We start from the raw sequence: 21,560 nt of genomic DNA, 5'->3' as shown, positions 1-21,560 counted from the left end.
GGGCTGAATGACATTTCCTAGGCATTAACCACCAGAATGAAAGAAATCGTGAATAACTTTTGCCATCCCCTTCGAAACACCCGGCGCACGTTCCAGGTCCGTCAACGAAGCACTTCGTACAGCTTTGGCCGTTCCGAAATGCATGAGCAATGCTTTCTTTCGTGCCGGGCCGATGCCGGGCACGTCATCCAGCGGGCTGGATGTAAAATTGGCCGCTCTTTTTGTGCGATGTACGCCGATGGCGAAACGATGTGCTTCATCACGCAGCCGTTGCAGATAAAATAATAACGGAGAATTCGGCGGCAGCATCGATTCCCGGCCGCCAGGCAGATGAAAATGCTCGCGGCCCGCATTACGGTCGGGCCCCTTCGATATGCCGACGACGGGCACGTCCTGCACGCCCATTTCCTCGAGCACATTGCAAACCGCCGTCACCTGCCCCTTACCTCCGTCGATCAGCAACAGGTTGGGCCATTCGCCGCCGCTCCGTTCGGGATCCTCTTTCTCCAGCCGCGCAAAACGCCTCCCCAGCACCTCGCGCATCATCGCGAAATCGTCGCCCGGTGCTGTTTCGGGATTGCGGATGTTGAATTTGCGATAGCCGCTCTTGCGAAAGCCTTCGGGTCCGGCGACGATCATCGCGCCGATCGCATTCGTGCCCATGATATGGCTATTGTCATAGACTTCGATCCTGTCGGGCACGCCATCCAGTTCGAACAGCTCGGTCATCTCCTGCATGATCCGGCCTTGCGTGGTCGATTCCGCCATTCGCCGGTCGAGCGCCTCCCGCGCATTGCGGCGTGCCTGGTCCATCAGCCCACGCTGTTCACCGCGCTGCGGCACCTTGACCTGTACCTTGCGGCCCGCCCGCTCGGCCAACGCGACCGCGAGCAGCGCGCATTCAGCGGGTTCGCGATCGACGAGCACAAGGCGGGGCGGCGGCACTTCCTCGTAAAATTGCATCAGGAAGCTGGTGAACACCTCGTCTTCGGGCACGTCGGCGGTATGGGCCGGGAAGAAGCTCCGATGCCCCCAATTCTGGCCGCCGCGGATAAAAAAGGCCTGGATACCCACCACACCGGATTTCGCGTGCAGCGCGAAGATATCGGCATCGCCCAGCCCTTCGGCATTGATCGCCTGTGATCCCTGGATGAAAGTCAATGCGCGCAGCCGATCGCGGAACACCGCCGCCATCTCATAATCCATCGCCTCGGCCGCCGCGCTCATTGCCTCGCCGAGCTTCTTCTGGACCTGCGTCGATTTGCCGCCGAGAAACGCCTTCGCGTCCTCGACCAGGTCGGCATAATCTTCGGCGCTGATGCGGTCGACACATGGTGCCGAGCAGCGCTTGATCTGGTGGAGCAGGCACGGACGCGACCGATTGGCGAAGAACCTGTCGGTGCAACTGCGCAACAGGAACAGCTTCTGCAGAGCGTTCAGGGTCTGCGTGACCGATCCGGCGCTCGCGAACGGGCCATAATATTGGCCCTTCGCCCGTCGCGCCCCGCGATGCTTCTGGATGCGCGGAAAATCATGATCCTCGCGCAGCAGGATGAAGGGGAAACTTTTATCGTCGCGCAGCAGTACGTTATAGGGCGGCCGATAGCGCTTGATCAGCTGCGCCTCGAGCAGCAGCGCCTCCGCCTCGCTATTGGTCGTCACGATCGTCATCGAGCGGGTCTGCGCCACCATCCGCTGGAGCCGCTTCGGCAGGCGGGTTACCTGCGTGTAATTGGCGACGCGGTTCTTCAGCGCACGCGCCTTGCCGACATAGAGCACGTCGCCCCGCGCATCCTGCATGCGATAGACGCCGGGCCGCACCGGGAGGGTTTCGAGCACATTGCGGATCGCGGCTACGCCGGCTTCAAGATCCGGTGCCTCGGATCCCTGCACGGTATAGATGCTTTTTTCTTCATTGAAGCGGTCGATGGGAGGTGGATCAGTCACATCCCCCATCTAGGGAATTTGCCAGCCAGATTGAACTCCCCCGAAGCAATTCATGTCGTGCGGGATATGAGAGTGAGCAATTCCTGGATGTGACCAGTCACGGCAACCGCGACAATCGTCACCGAGAGGCCAGCGCGAACCAGCCCGGAAGGCGCCATCGACCGCAGCAGGCCTGTCTTCCGACTGAACAGAAGCGGCAGGGCGATCACGCCCGACAGAATCAGCGCGAAGGCAAAGCCGGACGACAGCTGGCGATCGAGATACGCCCGCATCCCGCCCAACATCATCAGCCATGCCCATATCGATGCAATCGCCGCCATCGCGACAGGATAAAGCCAAGGAATGATCATAGAGTAAAGGACGACTTGCTCCGGATCGTCCGGAAGCTGAGCCGTCAGATCAGTGCCCGAAGATCCTCGCTGAGACGAGCCAGGCTGACATTCGGCATCCCGGCCGCCAGAGCGTTGTGATGATGCTCCCAGATCGGTACGGCCTGCGCCAGAAGCGCCTGCCCCTCACGGGTCAACGCCAGGAGCCGACCGCGCTTGTCGGCCGGATCGACCGATACCGCCAGCAGGCCGCGCCGTTCGAGCGGCTTGATCGCCGCAGTCAGTGTGGTGCGGTCCATCGCCAACAACGCCGCGACAGCACCGATCGAAGGTGGCTCCGGCCGATTGAGCGACATCAGCAATGAAAACTGGCCGTTGGTGAGATCGAGGGGACGAAATGCCTCGTCGAAGCGCCGGGCCAGCGCCCGCGCCGCACGTTGCACCTGAAGGCACAGGCAAGTGTCCCGGATATGGATCGTTGTGGAATAGGATAAGGCGGGGTCCGGCATGAACCACTTATGTTGATATCAACTTTACGAGTCAAGCTGAGGCGGAGGATCGGCACCCGACAGCCATGAGGGCAATGATTACAAAAAAAGGCCCCGCTGATGACCAGCGGGACCCCTTTGATGGGTGACCGGAGCGCCCGATCAGATCAATTCAGGCGGGTGGTTCCCAGCCTGGTGATCGCCTGGTCGACGAGCGGCTTGTCGGCCGAAGCGTCATGCCGTTCGGCAATCAGGCTCGCTGCCGCCGTGGCTGCCGCATTGGCCGCCGTCGCGCGGACTTCGGCAATCGCCGTACGCTGGGCTGCGGCAATCTTGTCCTCGGCCATCTTGCCGCGACGCTTGATCAGCGCGGCCGTATCAACCTTGGCCTGTTTCACGATCGCCTCGGCCTCAACCTGAGCGTGCGCCAGCAATTGCTCAGCCTCGGACGCCGCCGCCTTGGCCTTGGCCTCATATTCGGCACGCAATTTCTCGGCATCGGCGCGCAGGCTCGATGCTTCGTCGAGTTGCGCGCGGATCAATGCGATCCTTTTGTCGAGCATCGCATTGACGATCGCCGGAACCTTCTTCCAGACCATCAATACGATCACCAGCAGCATGGCCAGCGACACCCATGCGGTGGCATTCATGCCCAGCGCGGTGGGATCGATATGGTGCTCGGCGCCTTCCACAGCCTGGGTGGAACCGGTCGGCATCGGCTTAGCAACAGAAGCGTTATCGGTCATGATGCGTCCTCAGCTATTCGCCAGCGCGGCTTTCACCGCACTTTGCGCTGCGGCCGGATCGACCGAAAGGCCGGATACCTTGGCAACGATGTCACGAGCGGCGTCGGTGGCAACGCCTTCGATTTCGGCGAGCGCCTGCGCGGTCGCCGCCTTGAGCGAAGCATCTGCCTCCGCAGCCTGCACGGCGAGCTCGGCATCCGCTTTCTTCAGCCGCGCAGCCATCGTCGAAGCACCCTGGGCCTTGGCTTCCAGGGCGGTCTTCGTCGCTGCGGCGCGCGCTTCCTCGATACGGGCCCGATATGCTGCATCGGTCGCATCGGCCTGAGCCCGCGCGGCCTGGGCCGCGGCGAGATCGTCGGCGATCTTCTTTTCGCGCGCGTCGACGGTCGCTTCGATCTTCGGCATCATGCCCTGGCCGATCACAAAATAGATCAGGCCGAAAACAATCAGCAACCAGAAGATCTGCGAAGCATAGGTCGCCGCAATTTGTGCGATCTGAGGCATCGGGAGTCCCTAGTCAGCGCTTCGGGACCGGCAGAAGCCGGCCCCATTAGCTGTGTTACGCGACGAAGAGCAGGATCATCGCAACGACGAACGCGAGCAGGCCGAGAAGTTCGGCGGCCGCGAAGCCGATGAAGAGGCGGCCCTGCTGGCCATCGGCAGCGGCCGGGTTACGCAGCGCGGATTCGAGGAACGAACCGAACACGTTGCCCACGCCGAGCGCCGCGAGACCGACACCGATAGCGGCCAGACCGGCACCGATGAGCTTTGCTGCTGCTGCGTCCATGTTTTAACTCCTTAGGTATGATTGGTTGAAAAGGATGGTCGTAAATTCAGTGCAGGTTGATCGCGTCGTTCAGATAGAGCGAGGTCAACAATGCGAACACATAGGCCTGGATCGCACACACCAGCAGTTCCAGCAGCGTGATGCCGATCATCAGCACGAAACTCGGGATGGTGACGATGGCAATCGTCAAGGCGCCGGCATGGATACCGTTGATCACGAAGCCCGCGAGCACCTTCATCAGGATGTGGCCCGCGGTCATCGCGACGAACAATCGCAAGCCGAGCGAGAAAGGCCGGATCATGAAGGAGAACAGCTCGATCAGGAAGATCAGCGGGATCATATAGCCTGGCGTGCCGTGCGGCACGAACAGAGAGAAGAAGTGGAAGCCATGCCGGCCGAAGCCGACGATCAGCACGATCGAGAAGCTCAGGATCGCGAGCACGCCCGTAATTGTCAGATGGCTCGTCACAGTGAACGGATGCACGCCGAATATGCCGGTCGGCATCATGCCCATCACGTTCGAAATCAGGATGAACATGAACAGCGAAAAGACATAAGGCGTGAATTTGCGGCCTTCCGGACCGATGCTCGTGCGCATCATGTCCGTAATGAAGCCGATGAAACCTTCGACGGCGACCTGCCAGCGGCCGGGGATCAGTTCCCGCTTCATACCTCCCAGCATGAACACCCACAGGGCGATCAAGGTGACGACCATCCACATCGCGCTGTTCGTAAACGCGATGTTATGGCCTGCAATCGCCCAATCCTTACCGAACATAGGTTCGATGAGGAATTGATGCATTGGATCGATCTTGCCCGATTCGGCCGCCACGCTTGCCTTACCCCTGCTTATGCCAAAAGCGTCCGGAAGCTATTCCGGGCGCTCGTTGGAAATCCGAATGATATTCCTGAAGGCAACGCCGATTCCGAGGAACAGCATCACCAATAGGAGCCAGGGCGAAGTGCCCAGCCAGCGATCGAACAGCCAGCCAAACAATCCCCCGCCAACAATCCCCGCGATCAGTTCGGTCAGCACGCGATTACCCTGGGAATATCCCTTGTCGGGTTTTTTCCGCGTCGCCGCCGTCCTTGCCGCTTCAGCATCCTGCGCCGCCTTCAACCGCTCATCGAGCGACGCCAGGCGGGCCTCATCCATGCCTTCCGGGTCTTGTCCGGGACCATTCTCCGCCATGCGACGCATCCTCCCTCATGGAGGCGTGACCGCATGCCGACGAGCGACCCCGCCAAGGCGTGAACCCTTTAGGAACGGGGTTCCCCCGAGTCAACCGCGCTGCGGCCAACTTCCTGGAGGCAGAGGCATTGTCCGACAGAAATACCGCCGGTTTATCAAGAGAAAGCCAGAATTTGCGTCAGCCGCCGCAATAATCAGGGGCGATGGGCTCGTTGCCTGCCCGCTTGTGCCACGCGCCATCCTTCAACCGATACGCCTGACCGGGCTTGACCGCGCGCAACGTGCTGCACGCTGTGGTTTGTGCGAACTGATCGACGGTGACGTTTCGTGCCGCAGCCACCTGAGTATAGCCTGCACGACGCTTGATATTGATCGCGTCGACGGCGGCTTTCACATCGGCGGCGGGCGGCTGGACGAAGCCAAGATAGCCGTCCCATTGCTCGCCGACGGCGCCGCTTTCCAGCGCCGCCGTCACCACCGGATCGGCCGCCAGCGCGGCGGTGCCGGCAACCGTGGCCGCTGCGACCGCCACGGCCGATAGAATGAAGTGGGAAAAGCGCGTCATTTCGGGAAAAGCTCCGGGTTGTTGGTGATGAAATCTTCCGCATCCTTTTGAAGACGGACGACCACCTCCTGCTTCACATTGACATTCAGGTTGATCTCGATCGGCTTGTCAGGCGCGGACACCGAAATGCAACCGGTCAACAAAACGATGGGCAACAGGCACAGAGGCAATTTTATCATGACCGCAGGCTCGCACCGCAACGCTTCGTCGTCAATGTAAGGAAGTTCATCGCATGATCTCACTTTACCGGGGCTGAATGGGCGCCGTCGTATCGACAGGCGGTTCGGTCGGAGCCTGCTTCAGCAGGATAGAAGGATCGACGAAGGTCTGCGCCGAATTGACCAGTCCGCGGAATGGCGCGGTGATCGTGATCGTGAAACGAAATGGCAGCCCGGTGAGCGGCGCGAGCAATCGGCCGGCCAGGCCCTTGCGGCTCGCGCTGGCAACGGGTGCGTCGTTCGTGCCATCGAATCGCACCTTGCTGACGATTTCGGCATCGAGCGACCCGTCTAGTTCAATGGTCAGGCGATCATAATGCATCGCCTTCAGGGCATCGAAGGCTAGCCGCGAAAAGCGCCCGAGATCGGCGTTGGTGACGTCTCCTACATAAGCAAGCGTGCCGCCTCCGCGCCGAACCGTGAGCACCCCCTTCTCGATCCGTCCGCTGCCGCCCTCGAAAATGATCGGCAGGACGCCATCGAATTTCCCCGTCACCGCCAAGTTTTTGAATTCGAGCTGTTGAAGGAAGGTCGCGGCATCAAGGCCGGCGAGTCGAAAGGTCAATCGTCGCGCGACAGGTTGGCCGAGATCGAGTGTGGTCGGGTCGAGCGTCAGGCTGCCGCCGGAAAAAGGCCATGCCCCGCCGGAGATCGCGACCTTGCGATCGGGTAGCAACCGATAACGGATGACACCGTCGGTCACGGCGATACCAGGATTCAGTTCGGCGATCCGCACCTCCTGGTCCGGCGCCGATACCAGTCCCAGCAGATCGGTGAACCGGATCGCGCCCTTGATCCCCTTCACGGGGCCGAATGCCGCGGCCAGATCGGTGCGATCGGTGTGAAACAGCCCGTCGCTGGTCACATTGCCGCCCGCCCACCTTATGTGGCCCTGCCCGGCGACGGTGCCCTTCACATTGGCGATGATGCCCTTCGTCAGCGGCGTGAGCTGTTCGGGCTGGAGCCCCTTGTCGAACGTCAGATCGGGAACGTCGAGCGTGGCATCGCCGCGTCCGCTGGCCAGATCATGGTGGATCGTCACGCCACCGGCCCGCCTGCCGGATGCCGGCTCCTTCAGTATAGCCGTAGCGGTGATTCGCTTGTTCGCGAGCGTCAGCACGACATTATCGGATCGCATCGGCAAGAAGCGCGGGGCGGCCGTCTCGGCATCGGCCACCCGCAGCCCGGCGTGCGCGGTCAATATGCCCGATGCCAGCCGCCAGTCGCCCTCTCCATTGCTTAGCACCAGCGGCACGGCGCCGATCTTGCCGGTCGCGCCCGCCGTATGTCCGCTCATTCCCGACGCATCGACATGGCCGTCGAGGCTGTCGGCATCGAAACGGGTAGGCGCACCGGCCTCGCCCAGGCGGACCGCAAGCCTGGATATCGAGAAGCCGGGCTTCGCGACCACCATGTCGATCGATCGCGCCGAGATCGACAGGGGAGACGAACCCACATGCCCTTGCAGGCTGGGTGCCGCGATCACTGCACCACCGAATATCGCCCCTTTTGCCGACCGGCCGAATATCGCGCCACCCCGCGGACAGACTGGCAGGGCGGCCTTGGCAATCACCGTGCCGGCAAGTCTCAACCGATCGAACGTCAGTCGCGCGCAGCTCGGATTGATCCTCATCGCGCCATCGCGCGCCAGCAGGATCGCGACCGGCACGCTCAGCCCGTCGACCCGGCCGTCGGCCAACGGCCCGTCAGCCATGATTTGGGTTTCGATCGCGGTGCTTCCCCCGGCGACGCGGCTGAAACGGATCGGCGTAAACGCCAGCCGCGCTGCGCCGGCACGATAGGGCCGCATCGACGCCGTTCCGTTCAATGCCGCGCCGGCCGTCGCCTGCCGCAGGCTAAGCCGCAACTCGGGCAGGCCGCCACCGCCAAATTCGGCGCTCCCGTTCAGCACGACGTCGGCGGCTGGCCAGCGAATCGCAAGGCCCTCGGCACGTTCGCCGCGGATCAGCAGCCGCGCACCGCTGGCAGACGATGCATCGAGCCGCTCGATCCGCAGCGCACCGCCATCGCCAACCGCCAGCGAAATATCGGCCTGCGCGTCGATCGCGCGCCCGGCCCGCAGCACCGCACCTTGCCAGGCCGTGGCGATCGGCCCCAAGGGTGTGCCGCCAAAACCATCGCCCAGCCGCAGCCGCCGCTCGGCAACGCCGGGCGCCAACGCCCCGTCCTTGACGCTGGCCGTGCCATTGACCTGCGCCCGGCCACGTCGCGGATCGATCCGGTAGTCTCCGTCGAACGCAAGCCGGGATGCGCGTGCCATGGCCGATTCGGCCCGGTCTGCGAACAACGAGCCGCCACCGCTGATAACCTGCGATGATGCATCGAAATCAATGCGGCCACCGATATTGGCGACCGTCACGCCTGCGCCGGAGAGAGCACCACGCTGAAGGACGAGCGCTCCCTGCCAGCGTGCCAGATCACTCTCGCTACGGCCATCGACGTCCATTCTTGGCTCGACGATATGGAGATGGCGGGCGGCGCAATCGATCGCGGCCGCACGGGCAGGCCCCTTCAGCGAAGGTCGCCGCTCGGCCACGGCCACCGTCAGCACGGCCCTCGGCGCCACCACCGCGCAGCCCCCGGCGGTGATCCGATCGGACGCCAGCGACAGCCTCCCCTGAAAACCGTCGGCCAGCCCGCCAGCGCCCGTAAGGTTTGCGCGGACGATGCCTTGCGGCGTCTCGATCGTCACCGTGGCATCGCGCGTCGCGAGGGCGATATCCGGCAGCGACGGCGCGCCTCCTGTCGCCTTCGGCAGCAGCCGATCGATCGCCCCCAGCGATAGCCGGCCGTCGATCAGGCGCCCGCGCAGCCGCACCCCGCCCGCGTCGACCGCCCGCAGAGAGACGCCGCCGAACCCGATCGACAGCCGTATCTCCGCCCAGTCCGCGACAAGATCCGGATCGGCGGGATCGCCAATTCGGATATGTTCGATCCGTTCGGTGCGAAAGCCGAGCGCTGTTATGCGATAGCTGGCCGCCACATGGCGCGCCGCCAGCATATCATCGATATAATGGGTGGCGATCGGCGTCCGCTGAATCCACAACCAGATTCCGCCGGTGGCGAGTGCCGCGACGCCTGCACCTGCAATGACGAGGGGGACGCGATAGCGTTTCGGCACAGACTCCATCCGGCTTGTTCTAGCGGCTGAGGGTCAGGATGCGACCCCTTAGTTCGGAAGACTCGTCCCGAACGGATCATGGTTCAACGCGGTTCCGAACTACGCTATCGGAATCGCGATGACCGAGCAGACCGATCCCGCCACCGATGCCAGCGGCCATCGCGCCCGCCTGCGCCGACGGCTGATCGACAATGGCCCCGACGCCCTGCTCGATCATGAGCTTGTCGAATATCTGCTCGCGCTCGCCATTCCCCGACGTGACACCAAGCCGATGGCGCGCAAATTGCTGGCGGACTTCGGCGGGCTGGGGGCGCTGCTCTCCGCCGATTCGGACACCCTGCTGCGCATCGGCGCGAGCGAAAGCGTGGTCGCCGCGCTCAAGATCGCCGAAGCATCGGCGCTTCGATTGCTCCGCACCCGGATCGCCGATCGGCCGATCCTGTCGGACTGGCAGGCTTTGCGCGATTATCTGCATGCCGATATGGCGCACCGCGCGATCGAGCGGGTGCGGGTGCTCCACCTCAACACCAGGAATGCGCTGATCCGCGACGATCTGATATCCGAAGGATCGATCGACCAGGCCGCCGTGCATGTCCGCGAGGTGATCCGGCGCGCGATCGACCTCGGATCGGCCGCGATCATCCTCGTCCACAACCATCCGTCCGGCGATCCGCAGCCCAGCCGGCAGGACATCGCTCTTACCCGCGAGATCATCGCTGCCGGCAAGCCGCTCGGCATAGCGGTGCATGATCATATCGTCGTGGGAACAAGCGGGCAGGTAAGCCTGCGCGCGCTGGGATTATTATAAAAAGGGCGGCCGAAGCCACCCTTTCCATTCACACTCACTTAGCCTCAGCCACGCGACGGGGCGAGTTGCCTCAGGCCGACAGATAGGCTGCCAGTTCGTTCGGCGAGATCGCCTTGTCCTTGTCGGTATCGGCCTTGGCGAATTCGGCCGAGGTGGCGTTCAGCACCTTCACGGCCGGAAGGTTTGACGCCTTGCCATGCTCGCTTTTTGCAACCTGAGCGGTCACGTCCTGCCCCTTGGCGGCGAGCACGAAGGTCCCGAATTCGAGCGGCGTCAGCTTGCCCTTGCCGCCCTTGTCAAATTTGGCCCAATCGGCATTGACCTTGGCCGCCGCATCGGGATTCACCGCGCCGGCCGGCGCCGCGCCCGAAGCCGTCTGGGTCGCTGGCGCCATGGTTGAGGGCGCGGAACTCTGGTCCGCCGTGGCTGCCGGGGGGGCAGGCGCAGCGGCGGCCGGAGCCGATTCCGCTGCAGGCATGCTGTTGTCGGCGGGTGCCGGCGTGCTCATGTCGGGCGAAGGCGTATTTGGCGTCGATGACTGCGTCCATGCCGGGGCCGACAGGCCCAGAAGGGCCGCGCTGCCGATCAGAATGATCTTGTTCATTGAACTCTCCTTCGTAGTGCGAAACGTCGGCGGTGACGCCTGTTTCGCCTCCCCCACCAACAGGGTTCCGGCGAGAAGGTTTCGCGCGCTTTCCGAATCCGCACCGAGCCGAGCCGATTCGACGATGAAACGCGCGCGCCTCCGAGACTCTCGCCCCTCCGGCCATTTCCGACCGCCGACGATGATTGCCGCTCCTCCTCCCCTCTGCTAGGCGCGCCGCATTCATCGCCATCCGAGAAGGTTTGCCTTATGGTCCCCCGCTATTCCCGCCCCGAAATGGTCAAGATCTGGGAGCCGGAGACGCGGTTCCGGATCTGGTTCGAGATCGAGGCGCACGCCACCGATGCGCTGGCCGAACTGGGCGTGGTGCCGAAGGAGGCCGCAGCGGCGATCTGGGAGAAAGGCGCGTTCGAGGTCGAGCGGATCGACGCAATCGAGGCGGAGGTGAAGCATGATGTGATCGCTTTCCTGACCAACGTTGCCGAGCATGTTGGCGAGCCCGCGCGCTTCATGCACCAGGGCATGACATCCTCGGACGTGCTCGACACCTGCCTTGCCGTGCAGCTTGCCCGCGCATCCGACATCCTGCTCGCCGATCTCGACAAGTTGCTCGAGGTCCTCAAGCGCCGCGCGTTCGAGCACAAGATGACGCCGACGATCGGCCGCAGCCATGGCATCCATGCGGAACCGGTCACGTTCGGGCTCAAGCTGGCACAGGCCTATGCCGAATTCGCCCGCAACCGCGAACGGCTGGTCGCCGCGCGCGCCGATATCGCGACCTGCGCGATATCGGGCGCGGTCGGCACCTTCGCGAACATCGATCCGTTCGTCGAATCCTATGTCGCCGAAAAGCTCGGCCTCGCGATCGAGCCGGTTTCGACCCAGGTGATCCCACGCGATCGCCACGCGATGTTCTTCGCGACCCTGGGCGTGATCGCCTCGTCGGTCGAACGGCTGGCGATCGAAGTCCGCCACCTCCAGCGCACCGAAGTGCTCGAGGCCGAGGAATATTTCTCGCCGGGCCAGAAGGGCTCGTCGGCGATGCCGCACAAGCGCAATCCGGTGCTCACCGAAAATCTCACCGGCCTCGCGCGGCTCGTGCGCGGCTTCGTTACACCCGCGCTTGAAAATGTCGCCTTGTGGCACGAACGCGACATCAGCCATTCGTCGGTCGAGCGGATGATCGGCCCCGATGCCACCATAACGCTCGATTTCGCACTCGCCCGGCTGACCGGCGTGATGGACAAGCTCGTCGTCTATCCCGCGCGGATGCAGAAGAATCTCGACAAGATGGGCGGCCTTGTCCACTCGCAGCGCGTGTTGCTGGCGCTCACCCAGGCCGGCGTGAGCCGTGAGGCTTCCTATCGCCTGGTGCAACGGAACGCGATGAAGGTGTGGGATTCCGATGGCGAACTGTCGCTGATGGAACTGCTCAAGGCCGATCCACAGGTGCGGGCCGCGCTCACCGCCGACGAGATCGAGGACAAGTTCGACCTCGGCTATCATCTGAAGCATGTCGATACGATCTTCGCGCGCGTGTTCGGCTAACGATTGCGAGCGACGTTCACGGTTGCATGAACCGCAATCGTACAGCCCCGTTCTGAAATTGCACCCAACTGATTCGGTAGAGTAACGCCTGCTGCAGCGCACAATGCGCAAACGCGAGCCTACGAGCCCGCACGCAGGAGTATGAACGATGAATTTCTTCGAAAACGCCACGACCGCTTTTCTCGCGATCGCGGCACAGGCCCTCGCCGTTGGCGTAATCCTTTCGCTCTGAAATGACGATGGCCACGCCGATCCGCTCCGGAGCCCCGATGGGGTTTCCGGGCGGCGGCGATAATTCGATTCGAATCTACGCGCTTCCCCCTGCCCGACCGATCCACCGATAGCCCGTTGTCATTTCCACGTTCGCCGGGCATCACCGCATGGCGCAGCATCGAGTTGAAGCCGCGCCGGGAGGATCGAACGGACGATGATGGCTGCATCGATCCTCGCCATCATCGTCAACTATCGCACAACCGCCCTTACCATCGACGCACTTACCGCGATCATGCCCGAGGCGATCTCGCGCGGCGACGTCCAGGCGATCATCGTCGACAACGGCTCGAACGACGGATCGGCGTCTCATATCGCCGAAGCTATCGCGGCGCTCGGCGCATCCGGCTGGTGCAGCCTGCTGGCGCTTGACGACAATCGCGGCTTTGCGGGCGCGAATAATGCCGCAATCGCATATTATCGGCGCATCGCGCAGCCCGACCATGTCTGGCTGATCAATCCTGATACGATCGCCCAACCCGATGCCATCGGCGCGCTCGTCCGCTTCATGGATTCGCATCCCGATGCCGGCATCGTCGGCGGCCGCTGTCTGTGGCCCGACGGCCGGCCGCGGCACAGCGCGTTTCGCTTTCCCTCGCCGATCGGCGAACTCGTCGACGGCCTCGCGTTCGGGCCGCTGAGCCGGCTGCTGCGACGCTATCAGGTCGCGATCGGGATCCCGGACAGGCCGATTGCCGTCGATTGGGTGAGCGGATCGCATCTGATGATTCGCGGCGCCGTCATTGCGGCCCTGGGGCCGATGGACGAGGGCTATTTCCTCTATTTCGAGGAAACCGCTTATTGCGCGAAGGCCGCCGAGGCCGGCTTTGTCTGCTATCATGTTCCCGACAGCCGCGTCGTGCATATCGGCGGCCAATCCACCGGCGTGACGGGACCGGCGCGCAAAAGCCCGCGTCCCCGCTACTGGTTTGCGTCACGCGCACGGTTCATGATCGGACGCTATGGCAAGGCACAGACCCATATCGCGAACCTGCTCTGGCTGCTGGCCTGGCCGCCGGGACGGATGCTCGCCCGTCTGCGCGGCCGGGCCGAACTGGCTCCGCCCGGATTATGGTGCGATTTCGTCAGGTATAATTATGGCATCGGCGGGCTGATGTACGGGGATCGGGCGATCTCATGACCGGCCGCTTTCCCGATTTCGTTATCATCGGCGCAATGAAATGCGCGACGAGCACCTTGCACAGCCAGCTCGAGGCGCAGCCGGCATTTTGCATGTCGCGGCCGAAGGAACCCAATTTCTTCAGCGACGCAGATCGCTGGGCGCGCGGGCTCGACTGGTATCGCGGGCTGTTCGCCGCCGCCGCGCCCGGCGATCTGTGCGGCGAATCGAGCACCCATTATACCAAGCTGCCGACCTTGCCCGACGCGCTGCCGCGGCTGAAGGCGCATATGCCGAACGCGAAGCTCATCTATATCATGCGCCATCCGGTCGACCGGCTGGTATCGCATTACAGCCATGGCTGGCTCGAGCGAGCGATCGACGGCCCGATCGATGAGGCGATCGAGCGCCACCCCGAACTCGTCGATTACGGCCGTTATGCAATGCAGATCGGGCCGTGGCTCGAAGCATTCGGCCCCGCTTCAGTGCTGCCGGTGTTCATGGAACGGCTGAGCCGGTCGCCGCAACCGGAACTGGAGCGGATCTGCCGCTTTCTCGGCTATACCGCCATGCCGGTGTGGAACGACCTTCTCGACGGCGAAAACGCATCGGGCAACCGGCTTCGCGACAGCCGCTGGCGGGACGCGATCGTCTATCATCCTCTGGTGACGGCTATCCGCCGAAATCTCGTTCCGCAAGCGTGGCGCGACCGGATCAAGAAGGGCTGGCAGATGACGGAGAAGCCGGTGCTCCGCGCCGAAGCATTGGCGCGGGTGACGGCGGTGTTCGACGCGGATCTGGCGCTGCTGGGCGAGATGCTGGGGACGAGAATGACCTGTGCGACGTTCAGGGCGGTAGTGTTGGAGAGGACGCTGGAGTGGTCGATTTCCAATTCCTCCCCGGAACTGGGAGGGGGACCATCCGAAGGATGGTGGAGGGGCGATCCCACATAAGAGGTGTTGCGCAAGCCCCTCCACCGCCTACGGCGGTCCCCCTCCCCGAGCAAGCTCGGGGAGGAATTGAGAGGTCAATCCTTAAGCTCGCCCCACATACCCTTGAGACGTGAGAAGAATCCGCTCGATTGGGGGCATTCATCACCGGTCTCGGTCGCGCGAAATTCCTCGAGCAGTTCCTTCTGGCGCGCGCTCAACCGCATAGGCGTCTCGACCTCGACCTGGATCACAAGATCGCCATGGCCGCGCCCGTTGAGCACCGGCATGCCAGCACCGCGCTGGCGGATCTGCTTGCCGGACTGAATGCCTGCCGGGATGCGGATTTCGTGGCAGGCCTTGTCGAGGCCCGGCACCTCGATCGATCCGCCCAATGCCGCCGTCGTGAAGCTGATCGGCGCACGTGCGAACAAGGTGGTGCCGTCACGTTCGAACAGTTCGTGCCGTGCCAGATGGATGAAGATATAGAGATCGCCCGACGGCGCACCGCGCGCGCCCGCCTCGCCTTCACCGGTCAGTCGGATCCGCGTGCCTTCGTCGACGCCGGCGGGGATGCGGACATCGAGCGTCTTGGTCTTTTCGACCCGCCCTTCGCCGCGACATTCCCGACACGGATCGGAGATGACCTGCCCCGCGCCATGACAGGCCGGACAGGCCCGCTCGACCACGAAGAAGCCCTGCTGCGCACGCACCTTGCCATGGCCGCCGCACGTCTTGCATCCGGTTGCGCTGGTGCCCGGCTTCGCGCCACTGCCGTTGCAGGTATCGCATTGCTCGGCGACATCGACGGTGATCGATGCCTGCTTGCCGGCATAGGCATCTTCGAGCGTGATTTCCATATCGTAGCGCAGATCCGCGCCGCGCTGGACGCCGCGGCCGCCGCCGCGGCCGCCGCCCATGAATTCGCCGAAGATGTTCTCGAAAATGTCCGAAAAGCCTTCGAAGCCCTGCCCGCCACCTTGGCCGGCGCCGTTCTGGAACGCAGCCTTGCCGAAGCGATCATAAGCCGCCCGTTTCTGCGGGTCCTTCAGGCAATCATAGGCTTCGCTGATCGCCTTGAACCTGGCCTCGGACTCCTTGCAGCCCGGATTGCGATCGGGATGGCATACCATCGCGAGCCGACGATAGGACGACTTGATCGTCTTGTCGTCAGCGGTCCTGTCGACCTCGAGAAGCTCGTAAAAATCGATATCAGCCATTACGCCCCCGCGCACCATATCCCGGCCCCGCCATGATCGGCGGGACCGGGTATATGTACGACCTTACTTCTTGTCGTCGACTTCCGAGAATTCGGCATCGACCACATCATCGTTGCGCGGCGCTTCACTCGACGGCGAGGCGGCAGCGGCCTGCTCCTTCTCGTAGATCGCCTGGCCCAGCTTCATCGCGACCTGCCCGAGCGCCTGTGCCTTTTCGGTCATCGAACCGGCATCGCCGGCCTCGACAGCCGCCTTGGTCTCGGCGATCGCCGCCTCGATCTCGGCCTTAAGGGCGGCATCGATCTTGTCGGCATGATCGACGAGCTGGCGCTCGGTCGAATGGATCAGGCTTTCGGCGTTGTTCTTCGCTTCGGCCTCGGCACGACGCTTCTTGTCCTCTTCGGCGAACTGCTCGGCATCGCGCACCATCTGATCGATATCGGCATCGGACAATCCGCCCGAAGCCTGGATCTTGATCTGCTGCTCCTTGCCGGTGCCCTTGTCCTTGGCATGGACATTGACGATGCCGTTCGCGTCGATGTCGAACGTCACCTCGATCTGCGGCACGCCGCGCGGCGCCGGCGGAATGCCGACGAGATCGAACTGGCCGAGCATCTTGTTGTCGGCCGCCATTTCACGTTCGCCCTGGAAGACGCGGATCGTGACGGCGTTCTGATTGTCATCTGCCGTCGAATAGGTCTGCGACTTCTTGGTCGGGATCGTTGTGTTGCGATCGATCATCCGGGTGAACACGCCACCCAGCGTCTCGATGCCCAGCGACAGCGGGGTCACGTCGAGCAGCAGCACGTCCTTGACGTCGCCCTGCAGCACGCCAGCCTGGATCGCCGCACCCATCGCAACGACTTCGTCCGGGTTGACGCCGGTGTGCGGCTCCTTGCCGAAGAACGCCTTCACCGCATCACGCACCTTGGGCATGCGGGTCATGCCGCCGACGAGGACGACCTCGTCGATGTCGCTGGCCTTGAGGCCCGCATCCGCCAGAGCCTTCTTCGTAGGCTCCATCGTCCGCTTGATCAGCGCCTCGACCAGACGCTCGAGATCGGCGCGGGTGATCGCCTTGACGAGATGCTTCGGCCCGGTCGCGTCGGCGGTGATGAACGGCAGGTTGACCTCGGTCGACTGTGCGGACGACAGCTCGATCTTCGCCTTCTCTGCCGCCTCCTTCAAGCGCTGCAACGCGAGCCGATCCTTCGTCAGATCGATGCCCTCGACCTTCTGGAAATCCGAAGCCAGATATTCCACGATCTTGGCATCGAAATCCTCGCCGCCCAGGAAGGTGTCGCCGTTGGTGGCCTTCACTTCGAACACGCCGTCGCCGATCTCGAGGATCGAGACGTCGAACGTGCCGCCGCCGAGATCGTAAACCGCGATCGTCTTGCCGTCATTCTTCTCGAGGCCATAAGCGAGCGCAGCCGCCGTCGGCTCATTGATGATGCGCAGCACTTCGAGGCCGGCGATGCGGCCCGCATCCTTGGTCGCCTGACGCTGGGCGTCGTTGAAATAAGCCGGAACCGTGATCACGGCCTGGGTAACGGTCTCACCCAGATAGCTTTCGGCGGTTTCCTTCATCTTCTGCAGGGTGAAGGCCGAGATCTGCGATGGCGAATAATCCTCGCCACCCGCCTTGACCCATGCGTCGCCATTCGCGCCCTTCACGATGTGATAGGGAACCAGTTCGGTGTCCTTCTTGGTGATCGGATCGTCGAAACGGCGGCCGATCAGGCGCTTGACCGCAAACACCGTATTGTCGGGGTTCGTGACCGCCTGACGCTTGGCCGGCTGACCGATCAGGCGTTCGCCATCCTTGGCGAAGGCGACGATCGACGGCGTGGTGCGCGCGCCTTCCGCATTTTCGATAACCTTCGGCTTGCCACCTTCCATCACGGCGACGCAGCTGTTGGTCGTACCCAGATCGATTCCGATAACTTTGGCCATTCTCGTCCTTTCAACCCCACTATTCGGGTCCCCGGCCATGCCCCCAGCTAACGAGGCGAGCATCCGTCGAACCTGCACTTACCCGGCGCGATATAGGGGGGGATTTTATTGCTGCAAGACGGGAAGGTGCTTATGCAGGGCGGGAATTTCCGGAGTTTCTGATGCGCGGTCTGCTGATCCTCTCCCTTGCGTTGCTCGTCCTGCCCGGCTGCAAGCCGAAAAGTGCGGACAAACCGCAGATTCGCGATGCCTGGGTCCGGCTGGCGGCCGTCCCCGGCCGGCCGGCCGCGGGCTATTTCACAATCGTTGGCGGATCGAAAGACGATCGGCTGATGCGCATCGACAGCGCCGTCGTGAAATCGATCGAACTACATCAAAGCAGCATGGCCGGCGGCATGATGACGATGAAGCCGATGGCCAATGTGCCGGTGGCGGCAGGCACGAAAGTGGAATTCGCACCGAGCGGCAACCATGCCATGCTGTTCGATGTCGACGCGCGGATCACGCCGGGAACCGCGATCCCGATGCTGTTCACTTTTTCCAGCGGGGCCGAGATCGAAGCCGAGGCGAAGACAGTGCCCGCCGCTGGCGACGATATGCCGGGGATGGGCCACTGAGCGCAAGCGAGCCACCCGTTTTCCTGATCGGCGCGGAACGATCGGGGTCGACCCTCTTGCGGTTGATGCTCGATCGTCATCCGCAAGTGGCGATTGCCGGCAATTTCGAATTTCTGATCGACGCGATATCGGCGGACGGGCGCTTCATGAAGCGCGACGCGTTCGTCCGGTCCTTGTCGCTCAATGGGGTCTTCCAGCGGAGCGGGCTGGCGATCGCGCCTCGCCTGAATTTCACCGGGATCGCGCACGACTTTCTCGATCAGGTCGCCGCGACCAAGAATGCCCCAATCCGTGGCGCCACGGTGCATCGGCATTTCGATCGGCTGTTATGGCTTTGGCCCGACGCGCGCTTCATTCACCTGGTCCGCGACGGGCGCGATGTCGCGCTGGCGACACTTCCAACCGGCCGTGCCGGAACCGTGTGGCGCGCCATACGCTGGTGGGTCGAGGCCGAGCAATTGTGGGAAAGGATGGAACACAAGCTGCCGATCGAGCGGCAGCTTACGGTTCATTATGAGAAATTGACCAGCGACCCGGAACGCGAGCTACGCCGCATTTGCCAATTTCTGGGGGTAGCTTTCTCCCCGGAGCTGCTGCGCTACAACGCGAGTGAGGTTCGCGCGGCACCCGTGGGCAAATGGCGCGATGCAGATCCCGCCGATGTCGCCGCCGCCGAATATGAAGGCGCGCGCTGGCTGCTCCAGCACGGTTATGTGCTGAGCGGGCGCGTACGCCCGCCATCACTGTTTCGCGCGACCCTGTTGCGACTTCAGGATCGCTACCGCATTGCCAAACACCGCCGAAACCTGTTCGGCAAACGCCTGTGGTTACGGAGCCTGTACGTCAGCCGGCTCGGCAGCAGAAAGGCGAAAGCGCGCCTCACCCAGGAGATGAAGGCCATTACGGAAGGCGGAACCGGGCACGATCGGCGCTGAAGCGGCTCAGCCGGGAAAGGCGGCGCGGGGCGCTTTTTGGCGCCCCAACGCCGTCATGCCGTTTCCAGCGCCTTCATCTTCGCGATCTTCTCGCGCCACACGAGCGGCGCAGTGTGATGGACGCTCTCACCGGTGGAATCGACAGCCACCGTCACCGGCATGTCCTTGACGTCGAATTCGTAGATCGCCTCCATGCCGAGGTCCTCGAAACCGACGACCTTGGCCCCCTTGATCGCGCGCGCGACCAGATAGGCCGCCCCGCCGACCGCCATCAGATAGGCGGCCTTGTGCTTCTTGATGGCCTCGATCGCCGTCGGGCCGCGCTCGGCCTTGCCGACCATCGCGATCAGGCCGGTTTCGGCGAGCATCATCTCGGTAAACTTGTCCATCCGCGTCGCGGTGGTGGGGCCGGCCGGGCCCACGACCTCGTCGCGCACCGGATCGACCGGACCGACATAATAGATCACCCTGCCCTTGAAGCTGACCGGCAATTCCTCGCCCTTGGCCAGCATGTCCTGGATCCGCTTGTGCGCGGCATCGCGCCCGGTGAGCATCTTGCCGTTGAGCAGGATGCGATCGCCGGGTTTCCAGCTTGCCACCTGTTCCTGCGTCAGCGAGTTGAGATCGACGCGGATCGCCTCCTTCGATGGAGTCCATTCGACCTTCGGCCATTCGTCGATCGACGGCGGCTCGAGATAGGCCGGCCCCGATCCGTCGAGATGGAAATGCGCATGACGGGTCGCGGCGCAGTTCGGGATCATCGCGATCGGCTTCGACGCAGCGTGGGTCGGATAATCCATGATCTTGACGTCGAGGATCGTCGCGAGACCGCCGAGCCCCTGCGCACCGATGCCAAGCGCGTTGACCTTGTCGAAAATCTCGACGCGGAGCTTCTCGATATCGGTCTGCGGCCCGCGCAGCTTGAGCTGGGCCATGTCGATATCGCCCATCAGCGATTCCTTGGCGAGCGTCATAGCCTTTTCGGCGGTGCCGCCGATGCCGATGCCGAGCATGCCCGGCGGGCACCAGCCAGCGCCCATTTTCGGGACCATTTCGAGCACCCAGTCGACGATCGATTCGGACGGATTGAGCATCGCGAACTTCGACTTGTTCTCCGAACCGCCGCCCTTGGCCGCGACCTGCACGTCGACATGATGGCCCGGCACCATCTCGACATTGAGCACGCAAGGCGTGTTGTCCTTGGTGTTGACGCGGCTGAAAGCCGGATCCTTGAGGATCGACGCGCGCAGGCGATTTTCCGGGTGCAGATAGGCACGGCGCACGCCTTCATCGACGACGTCCTGCAGCGACTTCTGACTGTCGAGCACGCACTGCTGGCCCCATTTGATGAAGACGGTGACGATGCCGGTATCCTGGCAGATCGGGCGGTGCCCTTCGGCGCACATCCGGCTGTTCGTCAGGATCTGCGCGATCGCATCCTTGGCGGCCGGGCCCTGTTCGGCCTCATAGGCCACGCCCAGCGCGCGAATATAATCCATGGGATGGTAATAAGAGATATATTGGAGCGCGTCGGCGACGCTTTCGATAAGATCGGCTTCCTTGATGATGACGCTCATCTTCCCCGCTCCCTTTGCTTCGGCCCGGCCCCGACGCCGGCATCTGCATGCGCCTTAATGCCTCCGAATCAAAGTGCAACGTCCGATCGCTGCTCGCGAATGAACAGTGCCAGGCAACCGGTCAGGCGTGCCCGAGCTTGAAGATCGTATCGAGTTCGCTTTCGCCCAACGGTGTGTGAAATTTGCATCCGGCCTCAAAGTCATTGGCCCACATCACCCGTGCCCGGACGGCCCCGGACATCGGCAGTACCAACGTGATCGTCGTATTCGGTTCGAGATCGCAATAGACTCGCAGCCGCGCGCCACGCTTCGTGACATCGAGAATGCGGCAAAGCGCGCGGGTGGGAGAGCCGGCACTCCCATAGCGCGCGCGCAGGTCGACCGGGAGCCGCACGTCCTGGCGGCGCGATTCGACAACGGTAACTTCGGTGGAAAACATCGGCCACTCCTCCAGCGATCGTTGATGGTTACCACCGGAGTGATTACGTTCCCGTAAAAGACCATCGATCGGAAGGAGCCGGCATCCCGCAAAAGTCCACTCGCCGATAGGCAAAAATACCTA

General features: G+C 63.1%; 22 protein-coding genes. 6 read left to right on the top strand and 16 right to left on the bottom strand.

Annotation, left to right across the window (positions count from 1 at the left end; all coding sequences use genetic code 11):
• Positions 1-24: 24 nt before the first annotated feature.
• The 11 genes from uvrC to BLS13_RS02235 form a co-directional block, all read right to left on the bottom strand.
• Complete coding sequence (gene uvrC, locus BLS13_RS02285; protein ID WP_176943389.1) at positions 25-1,956, bottom strand: excinuclease ABC subunit UvrC; 1,932 nt, start codon at positions 1,954-1,956, stop codon at positions 25-27.
• A gap of 41 nt (positions 1,957-1,997) precedes the next feature.
• Positions 1,998-2,267 (bottom strand): hypothetical protein, encoded by a 270-nt coding sequence (locus BLS13_RS02280; protein ID WP_093449537.1) that lies wholly within the window; start codon positions 2,265-2,267, stop codon positions 1,998-2,000.
• Between the two features lie 74 nt (positions 2,268-2,341).
• Entirely contained in the window at positions 2,342-2,785 is a 444-nt protein-coding gene (locus tag BLS13_RS02275; protein WP_093449429.1) for a MarR family winged helix-turn-helix transcriptional regulator, read from the bottom strand.
• 146 nt (positions 2,786-2,931) lie between these two features.
• Positions 2,932-3,480: a F0F1 ATP synthase subunit B family protein gene (locus BLS13_RS02270; protein ID WP_371128180.1), complete on the bottom strand. Its 549-nt coding sequence runs from the start codon at positions 3,478-3,480 to the stop codon at positions 2,932-2,934.
• Between the two features lie 39 nt (positions 3,481-3,519).
• Entirely contained in the window at positions 3,520-4,014 is a 495-nt protein-coding gene (locus tag BLS13_RS02265; protein ID WP_037522450.1) for a F0F1 ATP synthase subunit B family protein, read from the bottom strand.
• 55 nt (positions 4,015-4,069) lie between these two features.
• The gene (locus BLS13_RS02260) at positions 4,070-4,297 is read right to left on the bottom strand and encodes a F0F1 ATP synthase subunit C (protein WP_037522448.1); all 228 of its coding nucleotides are present in this window, start codon (positions 4,295-4,297) and stop codon (positions 4,070-4,072) included.
• Positions 4,298-4,343: 46 nt separating this feature from the next.
• Entirely contained in the window at positions 4,344-5,129 is a 786-nt protein-coding gene (locus tag BLS13_RS02255; protein WP_037522446.1) for a F0F1 ATP synthase subunit A, read from the bottom strand.
• 39 nt (positions 5,130-5,168) lie between these two features.
• Entirely contained in the window at positions 5,169-5,489 is a 321-nt protein-coding gene (locus BLS13_RS02250; protein ID WP_093449426.1) for an AtpZ/AtpI family protein, read from the bottom strand.
• 178 nt (positions 5,490-5,667) lie between these two features.
• A complete protein-coding gene (locus BLS13_RS02245) occupies positions 5,668-6,054 on the bottom strand; it encodes a YdbL family probable chaperone protein (RefSeq protein WP_093449425.1) in 387 nt (128 codons plus the stop codon).
• On the bottom strand, positions 6,051-6,233 hold the full coding sequence (locus BLS13_RS02240; RefSeq protein WP_093449424.1) for a YnbE family lipoprotein: 183 nt from the start codon (positions 6,231-6,233) through the stop codon (positions 6,051-6,053). The genes BLS13_RS02245 and BLS13_RS02240 overlap by 4 nt, the downstream gene beginning before the upstream one ends.
• 64 nt (positions 6,234-6,297) lie before the next feature.
• Positions 6,298-9,414, bottom strand: coding sequence for an intermembrane phospholipid transport YdbH family protein (locus tag BLS13_RS02235; protein WP_143011847.1), 3,117 nt, complete (start codon positions 9,412-9,414; stop codon positions 6,298-6,300).
• A gap of 118 nt (positions 9,415-9,532) precedes the next feature.
• Here BLS13_RS02235 and radC point away from each other — a divergent pair, with 118 nt between their 5' ends.
• A complete protein-coding gene (radC, locus tag BLS13_RS02230) occupies positions 9,533-10,222 on the top strand; it encodes a RadC family protein (protein WP_093449421.1) in 690 nt (229 codons plus the stop codon).
• A gap of 70 nt (positions 10,223-10,292) precedes the next feature.
• Here the strand turns inward: radC and BLS13_RS20575 are convergent, their stop codons facing one another.
• Positions 10,293-10,826, bottom strand: a complete 534-nt coding sequence (locus tag BLS13_RS20575) for an EF-hand domain-containing protein (RefSeq protein ID WP_093449419.1) — start codon at positions 10,824-10,826, stop codon at positions 10,293-10,295.
• Positions 10,827-11,075: 249 nt separating this feature from the next.
• On the opposite strand from BLS13_RS20575, the gene purB reads away from it, so the two are divergent.
• The 3 genes from purB (at position 11,076) to BLS13_RS02210 (ending at position 14,717) form a co-directional block, all read left to right on the top strand.
• Entirely contained in the window at positions 11,076-12,374 is a 1,299-nt protein-coding gene (purB, locus tag BLS13_RS02220) for an adenylosuccinate lyase (protein ID WP_093449418.1), read from the top strand.
• 427 nt (positions 12,375-12,801) lie between these two features.
• Positions 12,802-13,785: a glycosyltransferase family 2 protein gene (locus BLS13_RS02215; protein WP_093449416.1), complete on the top strand. Its 984-nt coding sequence runs from the start codon at positions 12,802-12,804 to the stop codon at positions 13,783-13,785.
• On the top strand, positions 13,782-14,717 hold the full coding sequence (locus BLS13_RS02210) for a sulfotransferase domain-containing protein (RefSeq protein WP_093449414.1): 936 nt from the start codon (positions 13,782-13,784) through the stop codon (positions 14,715-14,717). Before BLS13_RS02215 ends, BLS13_RS02210 begins: the two co-directional genes overlap by 4 nt.
• Before the next feature lie 74 nt (positions 14,718-14,791).
• Here the strand turns inward: BLS13_RS02210 and dnaJ are convergent, their stop codons facing one another.
• Together dnaJ and dnaK are read right to left on the bottom strand one after the other, a co-directional pair.
• Positions 14,792-15,913, bottom strand: a complete 1,122-nt coding sequence (dnaJ, locus tag BLS13_RS02205) for a molecular chaperone DnaJ (RefSeq protein WP_093449413.1) — start codon at positions 15,911-15,913, stop codon at positions 14,792-14,794.
• A gap of 63 nt (positions 15,914-15,976) precedes the next feature.
• Complete coding sequence (gene dnaK / locus BLS13_RS02200) at positions 15,977-17,869, bottom strand: molecular chaperone DnaK (protein ID WP_093449411.1); 1,893 nt, start codon at positions 17,867-17,869, stop codon at positions 15,977-15,979.
• 161 nt (positions 17,870-18,030) lie between these two features.
• Here dnaK and BLS13_RS02195 point away from each other — a divergent pair, with 161 nt between their 5' ends.
• Both BLS13_RS02195 and BLS13_RS02190 read left to right on the top strand, forming a co-directional pair.
• A complete protein-coding gene (locus tag BLS13_RS02195) occupies positions 18,031-18,486 on the top strand; it encodes a copper chaperone PCu(A)C (protein ID WP_093449410.1) in 456 nt (151 codons plus the stop codon).
• On the top strand, positions 18,483-19,421 hold the full coding sequence (locus tag BLS13_RS02190) for a sulfotransferase family protein (protein WP_093449535.1): 939 nt from the start codon (positions 18,483-18,485) through the stop codon (positions 19,419-19,421). Before BLS13_RS02195 ends, BLS13_RS02190 begins: the two co-directional genes overlap by 4 nt.
• A gap of 53 nt (positions 19,422-19,474) precedes the next feature.
• Here the strand turns inward: BLS13_RS02190 and BLS13_RS02185 are convergent, their stop codons facing one another.
• Positions 19,475-20,998, bottom strand: a complete 1,524-nt coding sequence (locus BLS13_RS02185) for a fumarate hydratase (RefSeq protein WP_093449408.1) — start codon at positions 20,996-20,998, stop codon at positions 19,475-19,477.
• A gap of 121 nt (positions 20,999-21,119) precedes the next feature.
• Entirely contained in the window at positions 21,120-21,437 is a 318-nt protein-coding gene (locus tag BLS13_RS02180; RefSeq protein WP_093449407.1) for a PilZ domain-containing protein, read from the bottom strand.
• Positions 21,438-21,560: the final 123 nt, after the last annotated feature.

The sequence above is a fragment of the Sphingomonas sp. YR710 genome (assembly GCF_900101455.1).
Lineage (GTDB): Bacteria > Pseudomonadota > Alphaproteobacteria > Sphingomonadales > Sphingomonadaceae > Rhizorhabdus.
This window is presented reverse-complemented; position numbering and strand designations above follow the sequence as displayed.